This window comes from Palleronia rufa, from assembly GCF_000743715.1.
Taxonomy (GTDB): domain Bacteria; phylum Pseudomonadota; class Alphaproteobacteria; order Rhodobacterales; family Rhodobacteraceae; genus Palleronia; species Palleronia rufa.
In genome coordinates this window covers 543,320-564,469 of record NZ_JQEY01000001.1, presented here as the reverse complement: position 1 = coordinate 564,469, position 21,150 = coordinate 543,320, and the positions used below count along the sequence as shown (strand labels likewise).

Annotated in this window: 19 protein-coding genes; 9 read left to right on the top strand and 10 right to left on the bottom strand. The window is 67.0% G+C overall.

Annotation, left to right across the window (positions count from 1 at the left end; genetic code table 11):
* The first annotated feature begins 24 nt into the window (after positions 1–24).
* A complete protein-coding gene (locus KW83_RS02710; protein WP_161785438.1) occupies positions 25–1,485 on the top strand; it encodes an OmpA family protein in 1,461 nt (486 codons plus the stop codon).
* Between the two features lie 21 nt (positions 1,486–1,506).
* Here the strand turns inward: KW83_RS02710 and radC are convergent, their stop codons facing one another.
* From radC to dnaK, 3 genes are all read right to left on the bottom strand, one after another.
* A complete protein-coding gene (radC, locus tag KW83_RS02705) occupies positions 1,507–2,238 on the bottom strand; it encodes a RadC family protein (RefSeq protein ID WP_036174040.1) in 732 nt (243 codons plus the stop codon).
* A 139-nt stretch (positions 2,239–2,377) separates the two neighbouring features.
* Positions 2,378–3,532, bottom strand: a complete 1,155-nt coding sequence (gene dnaJ / locus KW83_RS02700; protein WP_036174037.1) for a molecular chaperone DnaJ — start codon at positions 3,530–3,532, stop codon at positions 2,378–2,380.
* Positions 3,533–3,605: 73 nt separating this feature from the next.
* The gene (gene dnaK / locus KW83_RS02695; protein ID WP_036174035.1) at positions 3,606–5,516 is read right to left on the bottom strand and encodes a molecular chaperone DnaK; all 1,911 of its coding nucleotides are present in this window, start codon (positions 5,514–5,516) and stop codon (positions 3,606–3,608) included.
* Positions 5,517–5,709: 193 nt separating this feature from the next.
* On the opposite strand from dnaK, the gene KW83_RS02690 reads away from it, so the two are divergent.
* Positions 5,710–6,312 (top strand): alpha-ketoglutarate-dependent dioxygenase AlkB, encoded by a 603-nt coding sequence (locus KW83_RS02690; protein WP_036174033.1) that lies wholly within the window; start codon positions 5,710–5,712, stop codon positions 6,310–6,312.
* Positions 6,313–6,337: 25 nt separating this feature from the next.
* Here the strand turns inward: KW83_RS02690 and KW83_RS02685 are convergent, their stop codons facing one another.
* The gene (locus KW83_RS02685; RefSeq protein ID WP_036174031.1) at positions 6,338–7,159 is read right to left on the bottom strand and encodes an ABC transporter permease; all 822 of its coding nucleotides are present in this window, start codon (positions 7,157–7,159) and stop codon (positions 6,338–6,340) included.
* Positions 7,160–7,285: 126 nt separating this feature from the next.
* On the opposite strand from KW83_RS02685, the gene cysQ reads away from it, so the two are divergent.
* The 6 genes from cysQ (at position 7,286) to KW83_RS02655 (ending at position 14,311) form a co-directional block, all read left to right on the top strand.
* The gene (gene cysQ / locus KW83_RS02680; RefSeq protein ID WP_036174029.1) at positions 7,286–8,092 is read left to right on the top strand and encodes a 3'(2'),5'-bisphosphate nucleotidase CysQ; all 807 of its coding nucleotides are present in this window, start codon (positions 7,286–7,288) and stop codon (positions 8,090–8,092) included.
* A gap of 42 nt (positions 8,093–8,134) precedes the next feature.
* Entirely contained in the window at positions 8,135–9,022 is an 888-nt protein-coding gene (galU, locus tag KW83_RS02675) for a UTP--glucose-1-phosphate uridylyltransferase GalU (protein ID WP_036174027.1), read from the top strand.
* A 2-nt stretch (positions 9,023–9,024) separates the two neighbouring features.
* Complete coding sequence (locus tag KW83_RS02670) at positions 9,025–10,065, top strand: glycosyltransferase family 2 protein (RefSeq protein ID WP_407667834.1); 1,041 nt, start codon at positions 9,025–9,027, stop codon at positions 10,063–10,065.
* A 133-nt stretch (positions 10,066–10,198) separates the two neighbouring features.
* Positions 10,199–11,179 carry a glycosyltransferase family 2 protein gene (locus tag KW83_RS02665; RefSeq protein WP_081904413.1) on the top strand — a complete coding sequence of 327 codons (981 nt, stop codon included), beginning with the start codon at positions 10,199–10,201 and terminating at the stop codon, positions 11,177–11,179.
* Positions 11,176–12,873: a DUF5927 domain-containing protein gene (locus KW83_RS02660; RefSeq protein ID WP_036174023.1), complete on the top strand. Its 1,698-nt coding sequence runs from the start codon at positions 11,176–11,178 to the stop codon at positions 12,871–12,873. Before KW83_RS02665 ends, KW83_RS02660 begins: the two co-directional genes overlap by 4 nt.
* Positions 12,860–14,311 (top strand): nodulation protein NodH, encoded by a 1,452-nt coding sequence (locus tag KW83_RS02655; RefSeq protein WP_235191341.1) that lies wholly within the window; start codon positions 12,860–12,862, stop codon positions 14,309–14,311. Before KW83_RS02660 ends, KW83_RS02655 begins: the two co-directional genes overlap by 14 nt.
* 9 nt (positions 14,312–14,320) lie before the next feature.
* Here KW83_RS02655 and KW83_RS02650 read toward each other — a convergent pair whose 3' ends face one another.
* The 6 genes from KW83_RS02650 to KW83_RS02625 form a co-directional block, all read right to left on the bottom strand.
* On the bottom strand, positions 14,321–14,785 hold the full coding sequence (locus KW83_RS02650; RefSeq protein ID WP_036174021.1) for a PTS sugar transporter subunit IIA: 465 nt from the start codon (positions 14,783–14,785) through the stop codon (positions 14,321–14,323).
* Between the two features lie 33 nt (positions 14,786–14,818).
* Positions 14,819–15,397 carry a ribosome hibernation-promoting factor, HPF/YfiA family gene (gene hpf, locus KW83_RS02645; protein WP_036174017.1) on the bottom strand — a complete coding sequence of 193 codons (579 nt, stop codon included), beginning with the start codon at positions 15,395–15,397 and terminating at the stop codon, positions 14,819–14,821.
* A 235-nt stretch (positions 15,398–15,632) separates the two neighbouring features.
* Positions 15,633–16,394 (bottom strand): LPS export ABC transporter ATP-binding protein, encoded by a 762-nt coding sequence (gene lptB / locus KW83_RS02640; protein WP_036174014.1) that lies wholly within the window; start codon positions 16,392–16,394, stop codon positions 15,633–15,635.
* A complete protein-coding gene (gene lptA, locus KW83_RS02635) occupies positions 16,395–16,880 on the bottom strand; it encodes a lipopolysaccharide transport periplasmic protein LptA (RefSeq protein ID WP_036174011.1) in 486 nt (161 codons plus the stop codon). It lies immediately after the preceding gene.
* A gap of 1 nt (position 16,881) precedes the next feature.
* The gene (lptC, locus tag KW83_RS02630; RefSeq protein WP_051928160.1) at positions 16,882–17,520 is read right to left on the bottom strand and encodes an LPS export ABC transporter periplasmic protein LptC; all 639 of its coding nucleotides are present in this window, start codon (positions 17,518–17,520) and stop codon (positions 16,882–16,884) included.
* 38 nt (positions 17,521–17,558) lie between these two features.
* Positions 17,559–18,170 (bottom strand): ribonuclease D, encoded by a 612-nt coding sequence (locus tag KW83_RS02625; protein WP_036174008.1) that lies wholly within the window; start codon positions 18,168–18,170, stop codon positions 17,559–17,561.
* Positions 18,171–18,300: 130 nt separating this feature from the next.
* On the opposite strand from KW83_RS02625, the gene KW83_RS02620 reads away from it, so the two are divergent.
* Positions 18,301–21,150: a monovalent cation/H+ antiporter subunit A gene (locus KW83_RS02620; RefSeq protein WP_036174004.1), complete on the top strand. Its 2,850-nt coding sequence runs from the start codon at positions 18,301–18,303 to the stop codon at positions 21,148–21,150.

The window sequence follows — 21,150 nt, the reverse complement described above, 5'->3', positions numbered from 1 at the left end:
GCCGCCGGGGCCATGATGCGGGCGGTGCTGCTGGCCCTGGCGATGGCGACCGGCGCGCCCCTCTGGGCCGGTGAGGTCCGTCTGCTGAAGGACGGCACGACCGTGGCGACGGGTGAGCGGCTGGGCTTCGACGGGCGGTATTACCGCCTTCTGGGGCCCTACGGAGAGGTGACGCTGGACGGCGCCGCCCTCATCTGCGAGGGGGATTGCGGCGCCGTCGTGCCGCGGATCCGCATCTCGGGCGAGGGGGGCGTGGTCGCGGCGATCCTGCCTCCCTTGCTGGAAACCTACGCACGCCGCAGACGCTACGATCTGTCGATCTCGGTCGACGAGGGGCGCGATATCTACGCCTTCGCCCGGGACGGCGACGCGGTGGGCGAGATCGCGCTCTCTCCGACCAGCTCGGCCGAGGGGATGGCCGATCTCATCGCCGATGCCGCCGACCTGGCCGTGAGCCTGCGCCCCGTCACCGTGCCGGAGCGCGACATGGCCCGGCTGGCCGGACGCGGCGACCTGACCCAGCCGGGCCGCATCGCGATCCTGGCGCTCGACGCGCTGGTGCCGGTGGTGCGGCTGGGCAGCGACCGGACCACCATCACCCTGCCGGACCTGCGCGCGGCGGCCGAAGGGGCGGGCGCGCTGCACCTTCCGGCGCGCGATACCGGCGCCGGAGAGGCGCTGGCCGCGCGGTTGCCGTGGTTCTATCCGGCCACGGGGGGCATGGCGGTCGAACACGACGATCCCGCGGCCGTCGCCGCGGCGGTGGCCGACACGCCCGGCGCGCTGGGGGTGACGCTGTTTTCCGCCCTGGGGGACGCGCAGGCGCTGGCCCTGACCGGACCCTGCGGGGCGGTCGCCGCGGCCCGGGTCGCGACGATCAAGGCAGAGGATTACCCGCTGACCCTGCCGGTCTTTCTCTATGCGCCCGCCCGCCGCCTCACGGGGATCGGGCGCGACTTCGTGGATTACGCGACATCGCCCGCCGCGCAGCCGGTGATCCGCCGCGCCGGCCTCATCGACCAGTTCCCCGAGGCGATCCCCTTCGCCGGTCAGGGCGACCGGCTGGGCCGCGCGATCCTTGCCGCCGGGCCGGAGGTGCCCCTGGACAGGCTCAGGGCGATGGTATCGGACCTGATCGGGCTCACCCGCCTGTCGCTGTCCTTCCGGTTCGAGAACGGCTCGACCCGGCTCGACGCCCAATCCGCGGCCAACGTGTCCCTACTGGCCGAGGCGCTGGAGCGCGGGCTCTTCGACGGGCGGCGGCTGCTTTTCGCGGGCTTTTCCGACGGGGACGGGCCGGCGTCCGGCAACCGCTCCCTGTCGGTGCGGCGGGCGCGGGCGGTGCGCGATGCCGTGGCCGAAGCGGTGCCCGCGCCCGATGTCCGGCTGGACGCCGCCGGCTACGGCGAGGCGCTGCCCATGGCCTGCGACGAGACGCTCTGGGGCCAGCGGGTCAACCGCCGGGTGGAGGTCTGGCTGGACTAGGGCAGAGGTTCGTCCGCGGGGCTACAGGTAGCCTTCGGAGCGGAAGCTGAGCGTGCGGCCGCGCCCGATGATGACATGGTCGTGGAGCGCCAGGTCGAGGACCCGCGCGGCGGATTCGATGGCGCGGGTCAGGGCAATGTCCGCATCGGACGGGGTGGGATCGCCGGAGGGATGATTGTGCACCAGGATCAGCGACTTGGCGTTCAGTTCCAGCGCCCGCTTGACGACCTCCCGGGGGTAGACGGGCACATGGTCCACCGTGCCGCGGGACTGTTCCTCATCCGCGATCAGGGTGTTCTTGGTGTCGAGAAAGAGGATTCGGAACCGCTCGGTCGGGGCGTGGGCAAGCGTTGCCTGGCAGTAGTCGATCAGCGCCTGCCACGACGACACGACGGGCCGGTGCAGGGCCCGGCTGCGCAGGGTCCGGCGCGTGACCGCGTTGGTGATGGCGATCTCCTGCGCGATGGATGGCCCGATCCCGGGCGTGGCCGACAGCTCGCCCGGGCCTGCGGCAAGCACCGCGCCGAGATCGCCGAAGCGGTCGATCAGCGCGCGCGCCAGGGGCTTCACGTCGCGCCGGGGCACGATGCGGAAGAGCAGCAGTTCCAGCAGCTCATAGTCCGGCATGGCGTCGGCGCCGCCCTCAACGAAGCGCTGGCGCAGGCGCGCGCGGTGGTCCGCAAGGTAGGATGGCGCTCCGGGCGGTGCGGGCGTCTCATCGAAAAGGGCCGGCTGTTCCGCGAAGTGGCGCATGGGCGCGACGGTGCGGGGAACCGGGTTAAGATGGGGTTAATTGCACCGCCGGGCGGAGATCGGCCGCAGGCCTGCGCTCTGCGGCTTGATCTCTTCGCCGGAGCGATCCCAGGGGGCTATGCACCTGGGGGACCGCCGATCACCCCTTCATGCCGTCCCAGAAGGATTTCACCTTGCGGAAGAAGCCCGAACTTTCCGGATTGTTCTCTTCCGACAGGGAGTCGAACTCCCGCAGCAACTCCTTCTGGCGCGAGGTCAGGTTCACCGGAGTCTCGGCGGCCAGCTCTATGTACATATCGCCCGCCGCGTTGGAGCGGAGTACGGGCATCCCCTTGCCGCGCAGGCGCATCTGCTTGCCGGACTGGCTGCCCGGCGGGATCTTCACCCGGCTGCGCCCGCCGTCGATGGTCGGCACCTCTATGTCGCCGCCCAGCGCCGCGTCGATCATCGAGACCGGCACGCGACAGAAGAGATTTTCGGCTTCGCGCTGGAAGATCGGGTGCTCGGCGACCTCGATGAAGATATAGAGATCGCCCGACGGCCCGCCGCGCAGGCCGGCCTCACCCTCTCCGCCCAGGCGGATGCGGGTGCCGGTCTCGACCCCCTTGGGGATATTCACCGACAGCGCCCGGTCCTTCTGCACGCGGCCGGCGCCCCCGCAGGAATGGCAGGGGTTCTTCACGATCTGCCCGGCGCCAGAACAGGTGGGGCAGGTCCGCTCGACGGTGAAGAAACCCTGCTGCGCGCGGACCTTGCCCATGCCTGAGCAGGTGGGGCAGGTTGCGGGTTCTGCGCCGCCCTCCGCGCCCGTGCCGTCGCAGGTGCCGCAGGTCACGGCGGTGGGCACGGTGATGGTCTTTTGCAGGCCGCGATAGGCCTCTTCGAGGGAGACGCGCAGGTTGAAGCGCAGGTCGGAGCCGCGGGTTGCCCGCTGGGCGCCGCCGCGCCGCTGGCCCATGAAGTCGCCGAAGAGATCGTCGAACACGTCCGAGAAGGTGTTGGCGAAATCGCCCCCGCCGGTGCCGCCGTAGCCGCCGCCGGGCCGTCCGCCGCCGCCGCCCATGCCGCCATCGAAGGCGGCGTGGCCGAAGCGATCGTAGGCAGCTTTCTTCTCGGCGTCCTTCAAGACCTCGTAGGCCTCGTTCACCTCCTTGAACTGCGACTCCGCGTTGGCATTGCCGGTGTTGCGGTCGGGGTGCAGTTCCTTGGCCTTGCTGCGATAGGCTTTCTTAATCTCGTCGGCAGACGCGGCTTTCGACAGCCCGAGCACGTCGTAGAAATCACGTTTTGCCATGGTGGTTCGGTTCCTTGACGGAAGAAGGCCGGCCCATTGGGACCGGCCCCCTTATTTCGGAAGCGGGCGGGCCTCAGGAGGCGCGCTTGTCGTCGTCGATATCCTCGAAATCGGCATCGACGATGGATTCGTCCTCACCGTCGGGTCCCGCGCCGTCGCCGCCCTGATCGGCGCTCTCCTGGCTGGACTTGTAGATCGCCTCACCCAGCTTCATGGAGGCTTCGGTCACGTTCTGGATGCCGGACTTGATCTTGTCCGGGTTGTCGGTCTCAAGCTGCTCCTGCAGGTTCGAGATCGCCAGTTCGATGGCCTCGACCGTGGTCGGATCGACCTTGTCCTTGTGCTCTTCCAGCGACTTCTCGGTCGAATGGATGAGGCTTTCGGCCTGGTTGCGGGCCTCGACCAGTTCGCGCCGCTTCTTGTCGGCGTCGGCGTTGGCTTCCGCGTCCTTCACCATCTTGTCGATATCCTCGTCGGACAAGCCGCCGGAGGCCTGGATGGTGATGTTCTGCTCCTTGCCGGTGCCCTTGTCCTTGGCGGACACGGACACGATGCCGTTGGCGTCGATGTCGAACGTCACCTCGATCTGGGGCATGCCGCGCGGGGCGGGGGGGATGTCCTCAAGGTTGAACTGACCCAGCATCTTGTTGTCGGCGGCCATCTCGCGCTCACCCTGGAAGACCCGGATCGTCACCGCGTTCTGGTTGTCCTCGGCGGTGGAGAAGATCTGGCTCTTCTTGGTCGGGATCGTGGTGTTGCGGTCGATCAGGCGGGTGAACACGCCGCCCAGGGTCTCGATCCCCAGGGACAGGGGCGTTACGTCGAGCAGCACAACGTCCTTGACGTCGCCCTGCAGCACGCCGGCCTGGATCGCGGCGCCCATGGCCACGACCTCATCGGGATTGACGCCCTTGTGGGGCTCCTTGCCGAAGAACTTGGTCACTTCCTCGACCACGCGGGGCATCCGCGTCATGCCGCCGACCAGAACCACCTCGTCGATGGCGGAGGCCGAGACGCCGGCATCCTTCAGCGCGGCCTGGCACGGCTTGATCGAGCGCTTGATGAGATCGCCGACCAGGCTTTCCAGCTTGGCGCGGGTCAGCTTCATGACCATGTGCAGCGGCTGGCCGTTGACGCCCATGGTGATGAACGGCTGGTTGATCTCTGTCTGGCTGGAGGACGACAGCTCGATCTTGGCCTTCTCGGCGGCTTCCTTGAGGCGCTGGAGCGCCATCTTGTCCGCGCGCAGGTCGGCGCCGTGCTCTTTCTTGAACTCGGCCGCCAGGTAGTCGACGATCGCCATGTCGAAGTCCTCACCGCCCAGGAACGTGTCCCCGTTGGTGGACTTCACCTCGAAGAGGCCGTCGTCGATCTCCAGGATGGTGATGTCGAACGTGCCGCCGCCAAGGTCATAGACGGCAATGGTCTTGGTCTCTTTCTTGTCGAGTCCGTAGGCAAGGGCCGCTGCCGTCGGCTCGTTGATGATGCGCAGGACTTCAAGGCCGGCGATCTTGCCGGCGTCCTTGGTGGCCTGACGCTGCTGGTCGTTGAAATAGGCGGGAACCGTGATGACGGCCTGCGTCACCTCTTCGCCGAGATAGCTCTCGGCGGTTTCCTTCATCTTCTGAAGAATGAACGCGGAAATCTGGCTGGGCGAGTACTTCTCGCCGCGCGCCTGCACCCATGCGTCGCCCTGACCGCCATCGACGATGGTGTAGGGCAGGTTCTTCTTGTCCTTCTCCAGACCTTCGTCGGCGAATCGGCGCCCGATCAGGCGCTTGACCGCGAAGACGGTGTTCTCGGAGTTGGTGACGGCCTGCCGCTTGGCGGACTGGCCGACAAGGCGCTCATCGTCCGTGAACGCGACGATGGAGGGCGTCGTGCGCGCCCCTTCGGAGTTTTCGATGACCCGGGGCTGGCTGCCGTCCATGATGGCGACGCAGCTGTTGGTGGTCCCGAGGTCGATACCGATGACTTTAGCCATGCTCTCAATGGTCCTCTTGTTAGGCGATGTCTACGCTGGCAGACCCGCAAGTGCGGCACCCGCCCGCCGATCCCGATATGCCGATGTTTTTCGCCGTCGGCCGGCGTCCGCTCGTATATAGGGAGGGCGTTTTGGCGCTGCAATCCCGGTACGGACGCCGATTTCGCCGGATATTGCGGAAAGGACAGCGGGAATGGACAGGGTCGATCTTCGCGGGGTGGCGGTCTTTCGGGGCGCGCTGGACCCTGAGGCGCAGGTCCGGGTGCTGTCCGACCTGCGTGCGGTCCTGGCCGGGGCGCCGCTGTTTCGGCCCGAAACCCGGCGCGGGCGCAAGATGAGCGTGCGGATGACCTCTGCGGGGCGGGTCGGATGGATCAGCGACCGGCGCGGCTATCGATACGCGGCGCGGCATCCGGGCGGCGGCGCCTGGCCCGACATCCCGCAGAGCCTGCTGGCGCTGTGGGATGCGCACGCGGGCGCGGACCGGGCGCCGGACACCTGCCTGGTGAACTTCTACGGGGAGGGCGCGCGGATGGGATTGCACCAGGACCGGGACGAGGCCGACCTGTCCCATCCGGTCCTGTCGCTTTCGCTGGGCGACGAGGCGCTGTTTCGCGTCGGCAACGTGGCGTCCGGCGCGCCGACGGAAAGCCTGTGGCTGAGATCCGGCGACCTGGCGGTGATCGGCGGTGCGGCACGGCTGGTCCATCACGGGGTGGACCGGATCCGTTTCGGGTCTTCGTCGCTGCTGCCGGACGGGGGGCGGGTGAACGTCACCCTCCGCGTGGCGACCTGAGCGGGACCGCCCGCCGGTCCCGGACCTAGCGCCCGGCGCCCCAGCTCAGCGACGAGCTGCGGCGCGTGAAGTGCTCTCCCATCAGGCCGATCATCAGCACGACAAGGCTGGCGACGACGGGATAGGTGACGTTGGAATTGTGCGGGAAGTAGTTGATGAAGAGGAAACCGCGGGTCTGGTCGATGACGTGAAACAGCGGGTTCCAGTCGAACCAGCCCACCATGTAGCCGGGCATGGCGTTGGCCACGAACATCTTGCCAGAGGTGATCATCGACGCGCGGGTATAGATCAGCTGGATCTTCGAGATCAGGTCCGGGATCCAGGGCTTCAGCGACAGAAAGACCAGCCCCACCGCGACGCCGAAGAACCACGACAGCAGCACCATCCCGAAGGCTCCGGCCCACTGATGGATCTGTATCGGCCCCCAGCCCACGTGATAGATGTAAAGGACCGTGAGGACCGACAGGATCTGGATGTAGAGCGTGCTGAACGCGGCGGACATGATGGTGACCGCCGTGGTCATCGGCGCGTGCTGCATCATCCCCGATGTCGGCCCTTCGGACTTGAAGATCGCCGTCACGGTGCGGATGTGGACGATGTAGAGGAATATCCCGCTCATCAAATAGAGCATGAAGTCGCCCCTGATCGCCGCCCCGCGCATCCCCAGCACCACGAAGAGAAGGTAAAAGGACATCACCATGATGGCCATCTGCGCAATGTTGAGCACGATCGCCAGCACCGCGTTCGCATGGGTCGAGCGCACCGCGCGAACGGTGTTGTGGTAGATCAGTTCGAGAACGCTGGTCGCGCCGCCGAGCTTGGTCTTGTTGACGCGGTTCTGGAACATCGCGGATCCCCTGGCCCTGCGCTAACCATTGGCATCAAAACCTTTTGGTTTTCTTGACGCGCGATGATAACGGCTGCGGCGCGTGTCCGACAGGGCGCCGTGGATAAATCGGCAGGGAGATGCGACTTGGACCACCCCAAACTCGTCACCGTCATGCGGCGCCTCGCGCTCGAGGCGGGGGATGCGATCATGGAGATCTACGGGCGGGCCGACATGGGCGTGCGCGAAAAGGCCGACGACAGCCCCGTGACGGAGGCGGACGAAGCCGCGGACGGGCTGATTTCTGCCGGTCTGCAGGCGGTCTTTCCCGATATCCCCCTGGTGACGGAGGAGCAGGCGGCCAGCCACGGGCAGGATGTGGACACGTTCCTGATCGTCGATCCCCTGGACGGCACCAAGGAGTTCGTGCAGCGCCGCGGCGATTTCACCGTGAACATCGCCTATGTAGAGGCCGGCGTGCCGGTCCGCGGCGTCGTTTACGCACCCGCCAAGGGGCGGCTTTTCTATACCGATGCCGAAGGGCGCTCGGTCGAGGAGGCCGGCGATTTCGCCAAGGAAACACCGGGTGAAACCAAGGCCTTGTCGGTGCGCGCGCCGGACAATGACGCGCTTCTGGTCGTGGCGTCGAAATCGCATCGCGACAAGGCGACGGACGACTATATCGGCCAGTACCGCGTCGCGGACATGAAGAGCGCCGGCTCGTCGCTGAAGTTCTGCCTTGTCGCCACAGGCGAGGCGGATCTTTATCCCAGGCTGGGCCGGACGATGGAATGGGACACGGCGGCGGGCCACGCGGTGCTGTCCGGCGCGGGCGGGCAGGTCGTGCGCTTTGACGATCGCGAACCGTTGACCTATGGCAAGGACGGGTTCGCCAACCCGTTCTTCATCGCTCACGCACCGGGGGTGGCGTTGAAACACGGCGGATCGCACTAAGACATAACCCAAACGTCATTCCACCGGAGAGATACATTCCTCATGGCTCAGAAAGTCACCAAGGCCGTCCTTCCCATTGCCGGTCTCGGCACCCGGTTCCTGCCCGCCACGAAATCCATGCCAAAGGAGATGATGACCCTCGTCGATCGTCCCCTGATCCAATACGCCATGGACGAGGCGCGCGAGGCCGGGATCACCGATTTCATCCTGATCACGGCGCGGGGCAAAGGCTCTCTGGTGGATTACTTCGACCGCGCGCCGGAGCTGGAGGCCTCCCTTGAGGAGAAGGGCAAGACCGAGCTTCTGAAACAACTCGCCCACACGGACATGCCCTCCGGCGCGATCTCGACCATCCGCCAGCAGCAGGCCCTGGGGCTGGGCCACGCGGTCTGGTGCGCGCGGCGGCTGATCGGCGATGAGCCCTTCGCCGTGATCCTGCCCGATGACGTGATCGCGGGAGACACCGCCTGCCTCAAGCAGATGGTCGATGCCCATGAGCAGACCGGCGGCTGCATGGTCGCGGCGATGGAGGTCGATGCCTCGGAGACCTCGAAATACGGGATCCTCGACGTCGAGCCGGGCGACGGTGCCGCGGTCCGCGTCAAGGCCATGGTCGAGAAGCCCGACTCTCATGAGGCGCCATCCAACCTGGCAGTGATCGGGCGGTACATCCTCACACCCGAGGTGCTGAAGATCCTCGACAGCCAGGACACCGGCAAGGGCGGCGAGATTCAGCTGACCGACGCCATTGCCCAGCAGATCGGCAGCGAAAAGGGCGTCTGGGGCTACAAGTTCGACGGCCAGCGGTTCGATTGCGGCTCCAAGCCCGGGTTCCTGCAGGCGACGGTGGCCTATGGCCTGCGCCGGCCGGACCTGCGCGACGATCTGGCCGCCTACATCAAGACGCTCGGACCCCAAGAGCTCGGCTGAGCTTGCCGCCGCGCCGGCCCCTGCCGCCTCCGGGGGCCGCGCCGCGCCTGCCGCCCGATCCCTGGGCGGCCTACCGGCTGCGATGGAAGCGCCGCCGCTTGCTGGCGCGGGCCGTCGTCCGCCGGCGCCAGTTGTCCGCGGTACGGGACCGCACGGACGCGATCCGCCCCGGCGACATCCTGTGCTTCCTGACCGTTCGGAACGAGGCGGCGCGCCTGCCGCATTTTCTGGATCATCACCGCGCCCTGGGCGTGAACCAGTTCCTGGCGGTCGACAACGGCAGCACTGACGGCACCGGGCCGCTTCTGGCCGCCAGACCCGACGTGTCCCTCTGGCGCACGGACGCGTCCTATCGGCTGTCGCGGTTCGGACTGGACTGGCTGACATGGCTGATGATGCGCCACGGTCACGGACACTGGTGCCTGACCCTCGATGCCGATGAGCTGCTGATCTATCCGCACTGGCAGACCCGCCCCCTGGACGCGCTGACCGGATGGCTGGACGACAGCGGGACACGGATGATGGGCGCGCTGATGCTGGACCTTTACCCGGAGGGTCCGCTTGGTACCGCTGCGGCGTCGCACAGCGCCCTGACCCATTTCGATGCCGGCAATTACACGATCCAGCGCCAGGAGCCGATGGGCAACCTGTGGATTCAGGGCGGTCCGCGCGCCCGCGTCTTTTTCGCCGACGATCCCCGCCGCGCTCCGACGCTGCAGAAGGTGCCGCTGATCCGCTGGGACCGGCGCTATGTCTATGTGAACTCGACCCATGCCGCGCTGCCGCGCCGCCTCAACGCGATCTACGGCGATGGGGAGGCCCTGACCGGGATCCTGCTGCACACAAAATTCCTGGACGAGGTGATCGAGAAATCGGCCGAAGAACTCAACCGCGGCGAGCATTTCCGCCATTCGCCGCTCTACCGCGATTATTACAGAAAGATCCTGGACGGGCCCGTCCTGTGGTCGGAGCGCTCGACCCGGCTGACATCCTGGCGCCAGCTTGAGGCGCTGGGCCTCATGTCGCGCGGCGGATGGGTGTGACTGGACAGCGGCACCCGAAATGCGTTCAACCTGTGGTTAAGGGAACTCGGCCATAACCCGTGCACGGATCGGGACGATGCGGCGCTGACGAAGGACGATGCGGTTGAAACTCAGTTCGAGGATCCGGCTGGGGATGCGGCGGCGGCGGTGCTACTACCGCGCGATCCGCAAGCGCCGGGATCTTTCGCCGGTTGCGGTTCGAAAGGACCGCATCCGCAAGGCGCGCACGGTGCTGATCTGCGTCCTGCGCAACGAGCTGGTGCGGCTGCCGTATTTCCTGGACTACTACCGCGCCATGGGGGTCGAGCACTTCCTGTTCGTGGACAACGACAGCTCGGACGGCGGCGGGGCCTTTCTGGCAGAGCAGGCGGATTGCTCGGTCTGGACCACGGCGGCCAGCTACCGGCGGTCCCGCTACGGGGCCGACTGGATCAACTGGCTGGCCCGGCGATGGTGCTGCGGGCGCTGGGTGCTCTGCGTCGATGTGGACGAGTTCTTCGTCTATCCGTTCTGCGACACCCGCCCGATCCAGGCCCTGACCGACTGGCTGGACGGCTCGCAGGTCAAATCGTTCGGCGCGATGATGCTGGACATGTATCCCAAGGGACCCATCACCCGGACGCCCTATGAGGCGGGTAGGGATCCCATGGCCATCGCGTGCTGGTTCGATGCGGGCAACTACACCATCGCGCGCAATTGGCTCTATTGCTCGCTCTGGATCCAGGGCGGGCCGCGGTCGCGGATGTATTTCCGCGACGCTCCGGCCCAGGCCCCGGCGCTGAACAAGGTGCCTTTGGTGAAATGGCGGCGGGGCACCGTGTTCGTGTCATCCACGCACCTGGTTCTGCCGCGGAGCCTCAACCAGGTGTTCGAGGACGGCGGCGGCGAAAAGATCTGCGGCGTCCTGCTCCACGCCAAGTTCCTGGACACGTTCGCCGCCCGCGCGCGGGAAGAGGCCGCCCGGGGCGAGCACTACGCCGCAGCCCAGGAGTACCGCGCCTACGCCGACCGGGCGGAGGCCGACGCGGACATGTGGTGCATGTGGTCGGAGAAATACATCAACTGGCGGCAGCTTGAGATCCTGGGCCTCATGTCGAAGGGGAACTGGGCGTGACGGTCGGATTTATCATGCTGTGTCACGAGGCGCCGGACCGCGTCGCCCAGGTCGCGCGCCACTGGTCCGAGGCCGGCTGTCCGATCGTCATTCACCTCGATGCCGCGGTTGGCGCGCGGGAGCACGATGCGCTCCGGGCGCGGCTGTCGGACCGGCCCAACATCCTGTTTTCCCGCCGCGTGAAATGCCAGTGGGGACGCTGGTCGCTGATCCGCGCGACCCAGATGGCCGCCGAGACGATGCTGGAGCGGTTCGGGAACGTCAGCCATGTCTATCTGGCGTCGGGCAGCTGCCTGCCGCTCCGCCCGCCGGATGACCTGCACCGATACCTCGACACCCATCCCGGCGTCGATTTCATCGAGAGCGCCCGGATCGAGGACGTGCCATGGACCCAGGGCGGTCTGGACCACGAGCGGTTCACCCTGCGGTTCCCGTTTTCCTGGAAGCACCGGCGATGGCTCTTCGACGGCTTCGTTCGGTTGCAGCGGCGGATGCGGGTCCGGCGGCGGATCCCCAGGGGCCTGACGCCGCACATGGGCTCGCAGTGGTGGTGTCTGACGCGGGAAACGCTGGACGCGATCCTGACCCACCCGCGGCGGGCCGAATTCGACCGCTACTTCCGGTTGGTGTGGATCCCGGACGAGAGCTATTTCCAGACGCTGGTCCGGCTGGTTTCGGAACGCGTCGAAAGCCGGTCGCTGACGGTGGCCAAGTTCGATTTCCAGGGCAAGCCGCATGTGTTCTATGACGACCACCTGCAGCTCCTGCGCCGGTCAGACTGCTTCGTGGCGCGCAAGATCTGGCCCCGGGCGGACCGCCTCTACGCCGCGTTCCTGTCCGGACCGGCGGACGGCGCCGGCAGCGCTACCCCGCAACCCGGCAAGATCGACCGCATCTTCTCCAAGGCGATCCTGCGCCGGACGGAGGGCCGCGAGGGGCTCTACATGGCGGGCCGCTTCCCGCGGCCGGACCGGATCAAGGCGACGACCTCTGCGCGCTACTGCGTGTTCGAGGGCTACGGTGACCTCTTTGACGATTTCCCCGACTGGGTGCGGCGCGCCACCGGACTGCGCACCCATGGCCATCTCTTCGCGCCCGAACGGGCGGAATTCGCCGACGGGCACACGATGTATTCCGGGGCGCTTTCGGACAATCCCACCTTGCGCGACTACAATCCCAGCGCCTTCCTGACCAATCTGATCTGGACCACCCGCGGCGAGCGGCAGGCGTTTCTTTACGGCCCCCGCGACACGCCGGATCTGGACCGGATCTTTCCGTACGATCCGAATGCCGACGTGATGGTGGTCAGCGGGGCCTGGGCGGTCCGGCTGTTCCGCTCCGACATGCCGTTTGCCGAAATCCGGCAACGGGCGACGCTGCTGCAAAAGCGCGAAGACGCGCATTTGCAGCATCTCCGCTCGCGCTGGGTGAAGGCGCGGGTGCGGATCACGACCATGGCCGATTTCGTCGAAGCGCCGGAGGAGGCGTTGCAGACCATCGTCGATGACCTGTCGACCCGGAGGGCCGTCCAGCTGACGGAAGCGCCGCGCATGGTCGATCTGTCCGGCTTCGGCCAGTTCCTGCAGAACCTGCGCAACGTGGGGATGCACCCCTATCTGATGGGCGATTTCCCGACCGAGGAGCCGGCCAGTCGCGACGTTCCCATGGTCCGCAGGCCCTATGTCGCAAGGTAGCGGGCCGCCTCTGACCGACCGCTTCGATCGGTTCGTGCTGCTGGCCGAAATGCGGACCGGATCCAACTTTCTCGAGGAATGCCTGAACCAGATCGACGGCCTGCGCTGTTGGGGAGAGGCGTTCAACCCGCATTTCACCGGCCATGCCGGCAAGACCGAACTGGCCGGCGTGACCGTCGCGCAGCGCGACCGGGACCCGGGGCGGCTTTTGCAGGCGATGACCCGGCAGACCGACGGGATGGCGGGGTTCCGGTTCTTTCATGACCACGACCGCCGGGTGCTCGACCGGCTGCTGCCGGACCCGCGTTGCGCCAAGATCGTGCTGACCCGCAATCCGCTCGACAGCTATGTCAGTCTGAAGATCGCGCGAACCACCAACCAGTGGCGCCTGAATGACATGACGAGCGCGAAAACCGCACGGATCGCCTTTGATCCGCCTGAGTTTCGTGCCCATCTGGCCGCGCTGGGGGCATTCCAGATGGAGGTCCTGCGCGCGCTCCAGACCAGCGGGCAGACGGCGTTCTACATCGCCTATGAGGACGTGGGCGAGCTTGACGTGCTGAACGGGCTGGCCGCGTGGTTGGGTGCGCGGGGCCGGCTGGACAGGATTGCGCAAAGGACGCGGGTGCAGAATCCGTCCGACCTGCGAGACAAGGTCGAGAATTTCGACGAGATGGTCCGGAGCCTGAGCGATGTGGATCATTTCGGATTGGGCAGGACCCCGAATTTCGAGCCGCGGCGCGGTCCGCAGGTCTCCGGCTTCGTGACCGCCCGGACCGCGCCGCTGCTCTTCATGCCGGTGGCCGGCGCGCCGTTCGCGTCCGTGGAGCGCTGGCTGGCACGGCTGGACGGTGCGGAGGTTGCGGAACTGGGCCGGCCGACCTCTCAGAAGGACATCCGCCGGTGGAAGCGGCAGCGCCCTGAGACCCGCGCCTTCACCATGCTGCGCCATCCGGTGGCGCGGCTGCACGACACGTTCTGCCGCCACGTGCTGATGCCGGGACCGGAATGTTTCGTGGAGATCCGCGACACGCTGCGCAGCCACTACGGCGTGCCAATCCCCGAGACGGCACCGGGCAAGGGGTACGACGCGGCGGCCCATCGCGCGGCGTTCATGGCCTTCGCGCGCTTCGTCGCCGGCAATCTGGGCGGCCAGACCGCCATCCGCGTGGACCCGTCCTGGGCCAGCCAGTCGTCGCTGCTGCAAGGCATGGCGCAGTTCATGCTGCCGGACCTGATCCTGCGCGAGGACGAGGCCCCAGGTCACCTGCCGGAACTGGCCGCGCGGATCGGGCGGGACGCCCCCCCTTGGGCGGAAGAGACCCCCCCGCCGCCCCTGCCGCTGTCCGCGATTTACGATAGTGAGGTCGAGGAGACGGTGCGTGGCATCTACCGGCGCGACTACATCATGCTGGGTTTCGCATCCTGGCGCCGATGACCGTACCGCTCAGGCCGCATGGATGGCGCTCGGCTGGCTGAGGACCGCGTGGATCGTGTCGGCCTCATGGTTGGCGCGCAGGGTGGCGCAAAGATCGGGGTCGCGCAGGGTGCGAGAGACGGAGGCCAGCGCCTTCAGGTGATCGACGCCGGCGTTCTCCGGCGCGAAAAGGCCGAAGATCAGGTCCACGGGCTGGCGGTCCGCGGCGCCGAAGTCCAGCGGGCGATCCAGCTTCAGGAAGGCACCGCGCACCTTGTCGAGCCCGGCCATCCGCGCATGGGGCAGTGCCACGCCCTGGCCGACGGCGGTGGGACCCAGGTTCTCACGCTCCATGAGCGCCTCGCGCACGACCTCCCGGTCAAGCGCATAGGCCTGCTCGGCCACTTCGGCAAGGACCTGGAATAGGCGCTTCTTGCTGGAGATGGACGGAACGATCCGAATGGCCTCTTGCGCAAGAAGGTCGGACAGAATCATGAATGTACCTGAATTGCTTTGCGGACGGGCCGCTCATCGTGCCGTGTTGGGGTCGATCCAGCCTATGTTGCCGTCATCCCGGCGGTAGACCACGTTGACCCCGCTTGACTGTTTCTCGTTGCGGAACACCAGGACGGGGGCGCCCGCCAGTTCCATCTGCATGACCGCCTCACCGACCGACAGGGACGGGATCCGGGTTTCCATCTCGGCGACGATGACGGGCTGTAGCGTGTCGGGCTCTTCCGTATCGGCTGCTTCGTTTCCGGCGAGGATATACGAGGCGGCGCCGGAAAGTTCAACGGGGTCCACCCGCTCCTTGTGGTGGTCCTTGAGGCGGCGCTTGTAGCGACGCAACTGCTTTTCCATCTTTGCCACGGCCGCGTCCGCGGCGGCGTAGATGTCGTGTTCCCGGGCGCTGGCCTGAACGGTCAGCCCGGTGGACAGATGCACGACGGTTTCGCAGCAAAAGGCCGACCCGTCCTTGGAAAACACAACCAGAGCGTCGGTCGGACGGCCGGGATACTTGCCCAGTGCCGTCTCGATCTCTGACCGGACGTGGCCCTGCAAGGCTTCGCCGACATCGATCTGCTTGCCGCTGATCTGATAGCGCATTGTGGTCTCCCTTCTGGAATGGGCGGGACAGCGTGTGCGGGGCAACCGGTCGGTCGCCGCGCAGATCCGCGCTGTAGGGCTGCAGGTCCGGCACCGGGGCGATGAAGAGATCCAAGCCCCTGAAAGGACTGATCTTTGCCGTGCGGTCCGGTGTCATCTTGGCCGGGTCTCATCCGATACATTTCGCGCTCAAAACTGCTGCCCTGTCAAGGCGAAGCGCAGCATTGTCGGCGTTTCACCCCAGCCGGAAGCTTTCGCCCAGATAGACCCGCTGCACGTCCGGATCGGCCACCACCTGGGCGCTGGTGCCGCTCATCAAGACCCGGCCATCGTGCAGGATATAGGCGCGATCGACGATCGACAGGGTTTCCCGCACGTTGTGGTCGGTCACCAGCACGCCTATTCCGCGGTCGGTCAGCCCGGCGACAAGATGGCGGATGTCACCCACGGCGATCGGATCGACTCCGGCGAACGGTTCGTCCAGCAGCAGGTACTTGGGTTCGGCAGCCAGGCAGCGCGCGATCTCGGCGCGACGCCGCTCCCCGCCCGACAGAGCCAGCGCGGGGGTGGCGCGCAGATGCGCGATCGAAAACTCGTCCAGCAGCGTCTCAAGGCGCTCTCGCCGGCGCTGCCGGTCCGGCACGGCAAGCTCCAGGATCGCCATGATGTTGTCTTCGACCGACAGACCGCGAAAGATCGACATTTCCTGCGGCAGGTATCCGATGCCCATGCGCGCGCGGCGGTACATGGGCAGCGACGTGACCTCTCGCCCATCGATCCGCACCGCGCCGCCGTCGGGCGTGACAAGGCCCGCGATGGCGTAAAAGCAGGTGGTCTTGCCCGATCCGTTGGGCCCCAGCAGCGCGACGACCTCTCCGCGCCGAAGCTGGAGAGAGACGTCGCGGATCACCGGACGCTTGCGGTAGCTCTTGGCAAGGTGCTCGACGTTGAGGCCGGTTGCGGCCGCTGCCGCGACCGTGGCGGGGGCTGCGTCCATCTACCGGCCGCTGGTCTCGAAGATGGTGCGCACGCGCCCCTCCATCCGGCCGGTGCCGCTGGTCAGGTCGATTACCAGCCGGTTGCCTGACAGAGCCGTCTGGCCCTGCGTCAGCAGCACGTCGCCGGTCATCACCACGTTACCGGCGTCGATGTCGTAGACGGCCTCTGACGCTTCGGCGGCCTCGGATCCGTTGACCAGGGTGACGCCGCCATTCGCGTTCAGCGTCCGGATCCGGCCCTGGCCGCCGGTCGCGTAGACGACCTGGATGCGGTCGGCGGAAAGCTTCATCTCACCCTGGGTGACCAGGACGTTGCCGGTGAACACCGCGGTTCCGTCGGTCTGGCTGACATCGAGGTTGTCGGCGGCGACCTCCACGGGCAGGGAGGTATCCTGGGTCAGCCCGCCGAACTCGATCGCGGCCTGTTGCGCCGTGACGGGCGCGGCCGTCAGGAGCAGGCAGAGGGTCAGGGCGCGGGCGATCATGTCACTCTCCGTCGGGTGTCGCGGGATCGTATATCAGCTTAACGCCGTCTGAGAAGGTCAAGCGGGGCTCCCCCTCCTTTTGCACCACGCGCATGGACCCGGCGGCGATCTCTCCGGCGGGCGAGGTTCCGCTGACCGGACCCGGCGAGACGACATCGGCGGTCTCCAGGTCGATCTCCAGCGCCTCGCTGCGGAGTCGGTAGCCCTGCGCGTCGCGGATCGACACGTCGCCCTCCAGAAGCGCGCGGCCGCCGCCGCCGGTCAGCCGCGCGGCGTCCGAGCTTAGCGCGACGCGGGCGCCGTCGGACGTCTCCCAGGCGCCGATGACGTTGGACGCAAGCATCGTCTCGCGGCTGGCATCCTCGGGCCAGGCCTCGTCCGCCGACAGGGTGACGGCGGCGCCGCCGGGGGCGACGCCGGCATAGGAGGGGTTGGCGATCCGCCCTTCGTTCACGATCCGGTCAAGCTGCACGTCGCTGTAGGGAATGGCGTCGCCGCTGCCGCGCCGGTCGGCGACAAGAAACAGGGTCGACAGGATCGCGAGCGCCGCCAAGGGCAGCGCGACCTTGAGCCAGGCAACCCAACGCGAATGCGGATTGTCGAAATGGCCCGTCGGGCTGGAGGATGTGCCGCGTCGCATGACATCCGATCTACACGTCCCGGATCGCTCCGCACAGGTCAGTGCGCGAAAATGTCAACGTCCGGCCAGCCCTCAAGGTCCAGAAGCGCCCGCGTCGGCAGGAAGTCGAAGCAGCTTCGGGCCAGATCCATGCGTCCCTCACGCGTCAGCCGACGGTCCAGTTCGTCCCGCAGGCGATGAAGATACAGCACGTCCGACGCAGCGTAAGAGAGCTGGGCGGGGGTCAGCGTCTCTGCCCCCCAGTCGGATTGCTGCTGGAACTTGGAGATGTCCACATCGAGCAATTCGCCCAGCAGCTGCTTCAGCCCGTGGCGGTCGGTGTAGGTGCGGACCAGCTTGGACGCGATCTTCGTGCAGTAGACAGGCCGCGCCAATGCGCCGAAGGCGTGGTGCAGGGCGGCGATGTCGAAACGGCCGAAATGAAAGAGCTTCAGGACCGCCGGATCGGCGAGAAGCCGGGCGAGGTTCGGCGCGGCGCCCTGGCCGGGGGCGACCTGGATCATATGCGCGTCGCCGTCGCCGCCGGACATCTGCACCACGCAGAGCCTGTCGCGGTGGGGGTTCAGCCCCATGGTCTCGCAGTCGATGGCGACCACCGGCCCCAGGTCGAGCCCGTCCGGAAGATCGCCCTGATAGAGATGATTGGTCATGCAGCCTCCGGTGACTCCAAGCCTCGTAACGCGGCGGAGGCCGTGCGTCCATCGCGGCCGGGGCCGAATTTCCTTGAGACCCGGAGCATTTGCCTCAAGAAAGGGCGGTGATCCGCCCGGAAGGAGACCCATGTCGCTTATCCTGATCGTTCTCGCTCCCTTCCTCGGCGCGCTCCTTCCCGCCGTCATGGCCAATGCCGGCCGGCGGACCTGTGCTCTGACGACGCTGACGGTGTCGGCGGTGGCGCTGGTGGGTCTCGTCTCGCGGGTGCCGGAGGTGCTGGCCGGCGACATGCCGGTGGCGCAGGTCGAATGGATGCCGGAGCTGGGGCTGAACTTCACCCTGATGCTGGACGGGCTGGGGCTGTTCTTTGCCGCGCTGATCCTGGGGATCGGCTGTCTCGTCATCATCTACGCGCGCTACTACCTGTCGCGCGACGACAACATGGGCGAGTTCTTCACCTACCTGCTGCTGTTCCAGGGGGCGATGCTGGGCATCGTGCTGAGCGACAACATCCTGGTCCTGCTGGTGTTCTGGGAACTCACGTCGCTGTCGTCCTTCCTCTTGATCGGTTACTGGAAGCACCTGCCAGACGGGCGGCAGGGCGCGCGGATGGCGCTGACCGTGACCGGCATGGGCGGCCTGGCGATGATCGGGGGGATGCTGATCCTGGGCCGGATCGCGGGCAGCTATGACCTGTCCGTGATCCTGGAGAACCGGGAGGCGATCCAGGCAAGCCCGCTGTACCTGCCCGCGCTGCTTTTGATCCTGCTGGGATGCTTCACAAAGTCGGCGCAGTTTCCGTTCCACTTCTGGTTGCCCCATGCGATGGCCGCGCCCACGCCGGTGTCGGCCTACCTGCATTCAGCGACCATGGTGAAGGCGGGGATTTTCCTGATGGCCCGCCTCTGGCCGGTCCTGTCGGGCACCGAGGTGTGGTTCTACCTTGTCGCCGGAACCGGCCTTGTAACCATGGTGATCGGCGCGGTCGTGGCGCTGTTCAAGGACGACCTCAAGGCGCTGCTGGCCTTCTCTACCGTCAGTCAGCTGGGGCTGATCACCTTCCTGCTGGGCACCGGGTCGGCCTATGCCGCCGTGGCTGCGGTGTTCCACATCCTCAACCACGCGATCTTCAAATGCGCGCTCTTCATGACCGCCGGGATCGTGGATCACGAGGCCGGAACCCGGGATATCAGGCGGCTTGGGGGGCTCTGGCGTCTGATGCCCGTGACCTTCGCCATCGCCCTGATCTCTGGCCTGTCTTTGGCGGGGGTTCCGCTCTTCAACGGGTTCCCGTCGAAGGAGATGATGCTCGAAGAGGCCACCCACGTCACGTTCTTCGGGCCAGAGTGGCTGGTTCCGGCGCTGGCGACCGTGGGCGCCCTGTTCTCGGCGGCCTATTCGTTCCGGCTGATCGGACACGCGTTCCTGGGGGCCAAGCGCGACGACTACCCCGCCAAGCCGCACGATCCGGGGATCGGCATGTGGGGCCCGCCCGCATTGCTCTGCGTGCTGGTGCTGGTCATCGGCATCCTGCCCTGGCTGGCCCAACCTGCGGTGTTCTTCGTCGCGCAGTCCGTCCTGGGGACCACGGCGGACATCCCCGAGGGCCTGTATCTCAAGCTGTGGCCCGGCATCACCGAGGCGCTGATGATGTCGGCGATCTCGCTGGCGGGGGGGCTGGTCGTGCTGCTGCTCTTCCGGCCGGCGGCATGGCTCTGGACGGCGGCCCATGTCCCCCACGCCAAGTCGATCTTCGACGGGATCGTGGCCGGTGCCGTGGCGCTGTCGCGCGGGCTGACCCAACCGCTCCACGACGGGGCGTTCACCCGTTACGCCATGATCTTCGCCGTTGCCGTGGCGGCCCTGTCCGGCCACGCCTGGCTGACCGGAGAGGTCGGCCCGCCCACCCGCGAACCGCTGCCGATGAACGAGGTCGCGGTAGCCGGCTGGCTGATGCTGGTGACCGCCACGGCGGCGATCGTCGTGTTCCACCGCAACCGGCTGTTCGCGCTGATCCTGATGGGGATCGTCGGGCTGATGGTGTCGATCGGCTTCGCGCTCTTCTCTGCGCCGGACCTGGCGATGACCCAGATTTCGGTCGAGGTGGTAACGATCATCCTGCTGCTCCTGGCGCTCAACTTCCTGCCGGACGAGACGCCGCGCGAAAGCTCCGGCTTGCGGCGGCTCCGCGACGGGACGGTGGCGGTCGTCGGCGGGCTGATGGCCGCAGGGCTCAGCTATCATCTGCTGCTGAGGGATTTCGTGGAGCCGTCGATCTCTGCCTACCAGCTGGAGAACAGCTACAAGGGCGGCGGCGGCACAAATGTCGTCAACGTCATCCTGGTGGACTTCCGCGGCTTCGACACGTTCGGAGAGATCATCGTGCTCGGCATCGCGGCGGTGGTGATCTACGCCCTGACCGAGGCGCTGCTGTCCGGACCCGTGCGCGCCAAGCTCCTGAACCGCCGTCCCGAAAAGGATCTGGCCGGCGACATGCACCCGCTGATGATGGTGGTGCTGACGCGGGTCATCATGCCGCTGGTGCTGATGGTCGGCGTTTACATCTTCCTGCGCGGCCACAACATGCCCGGCGGCGGTTTCATCGCCGGCCTGATCGTGGCCATCGGACTGGTCATGCAGTACATGGCCTCTGGCTACTACTGGGCCGCCGACCGCCAGCGCTATCCGTTCCACGGCATCATCGGCGCGGGGGTTCTGGTTGCGGGCATCACCGGCATCGGCGCATGGTTCGCGGGCTATCCGTTCCTGACCAGTTCCTACGGCTACATCACCATCCCGCCGCTGGAAGAGTTCGAGTGGGCCAGCGCCATGGGCTTCGATCTGGGCGTGTTCCTGGCCGTGGTGGGCGCGGTGATGCTGTCGCTGGAAAGCTTCGCGCGGATGGCCCGCAGGCGGGACCAGAAGGACAGCGAACACGCCATGGACATCGATCCGTCGCGCAAGGAGACGACATGA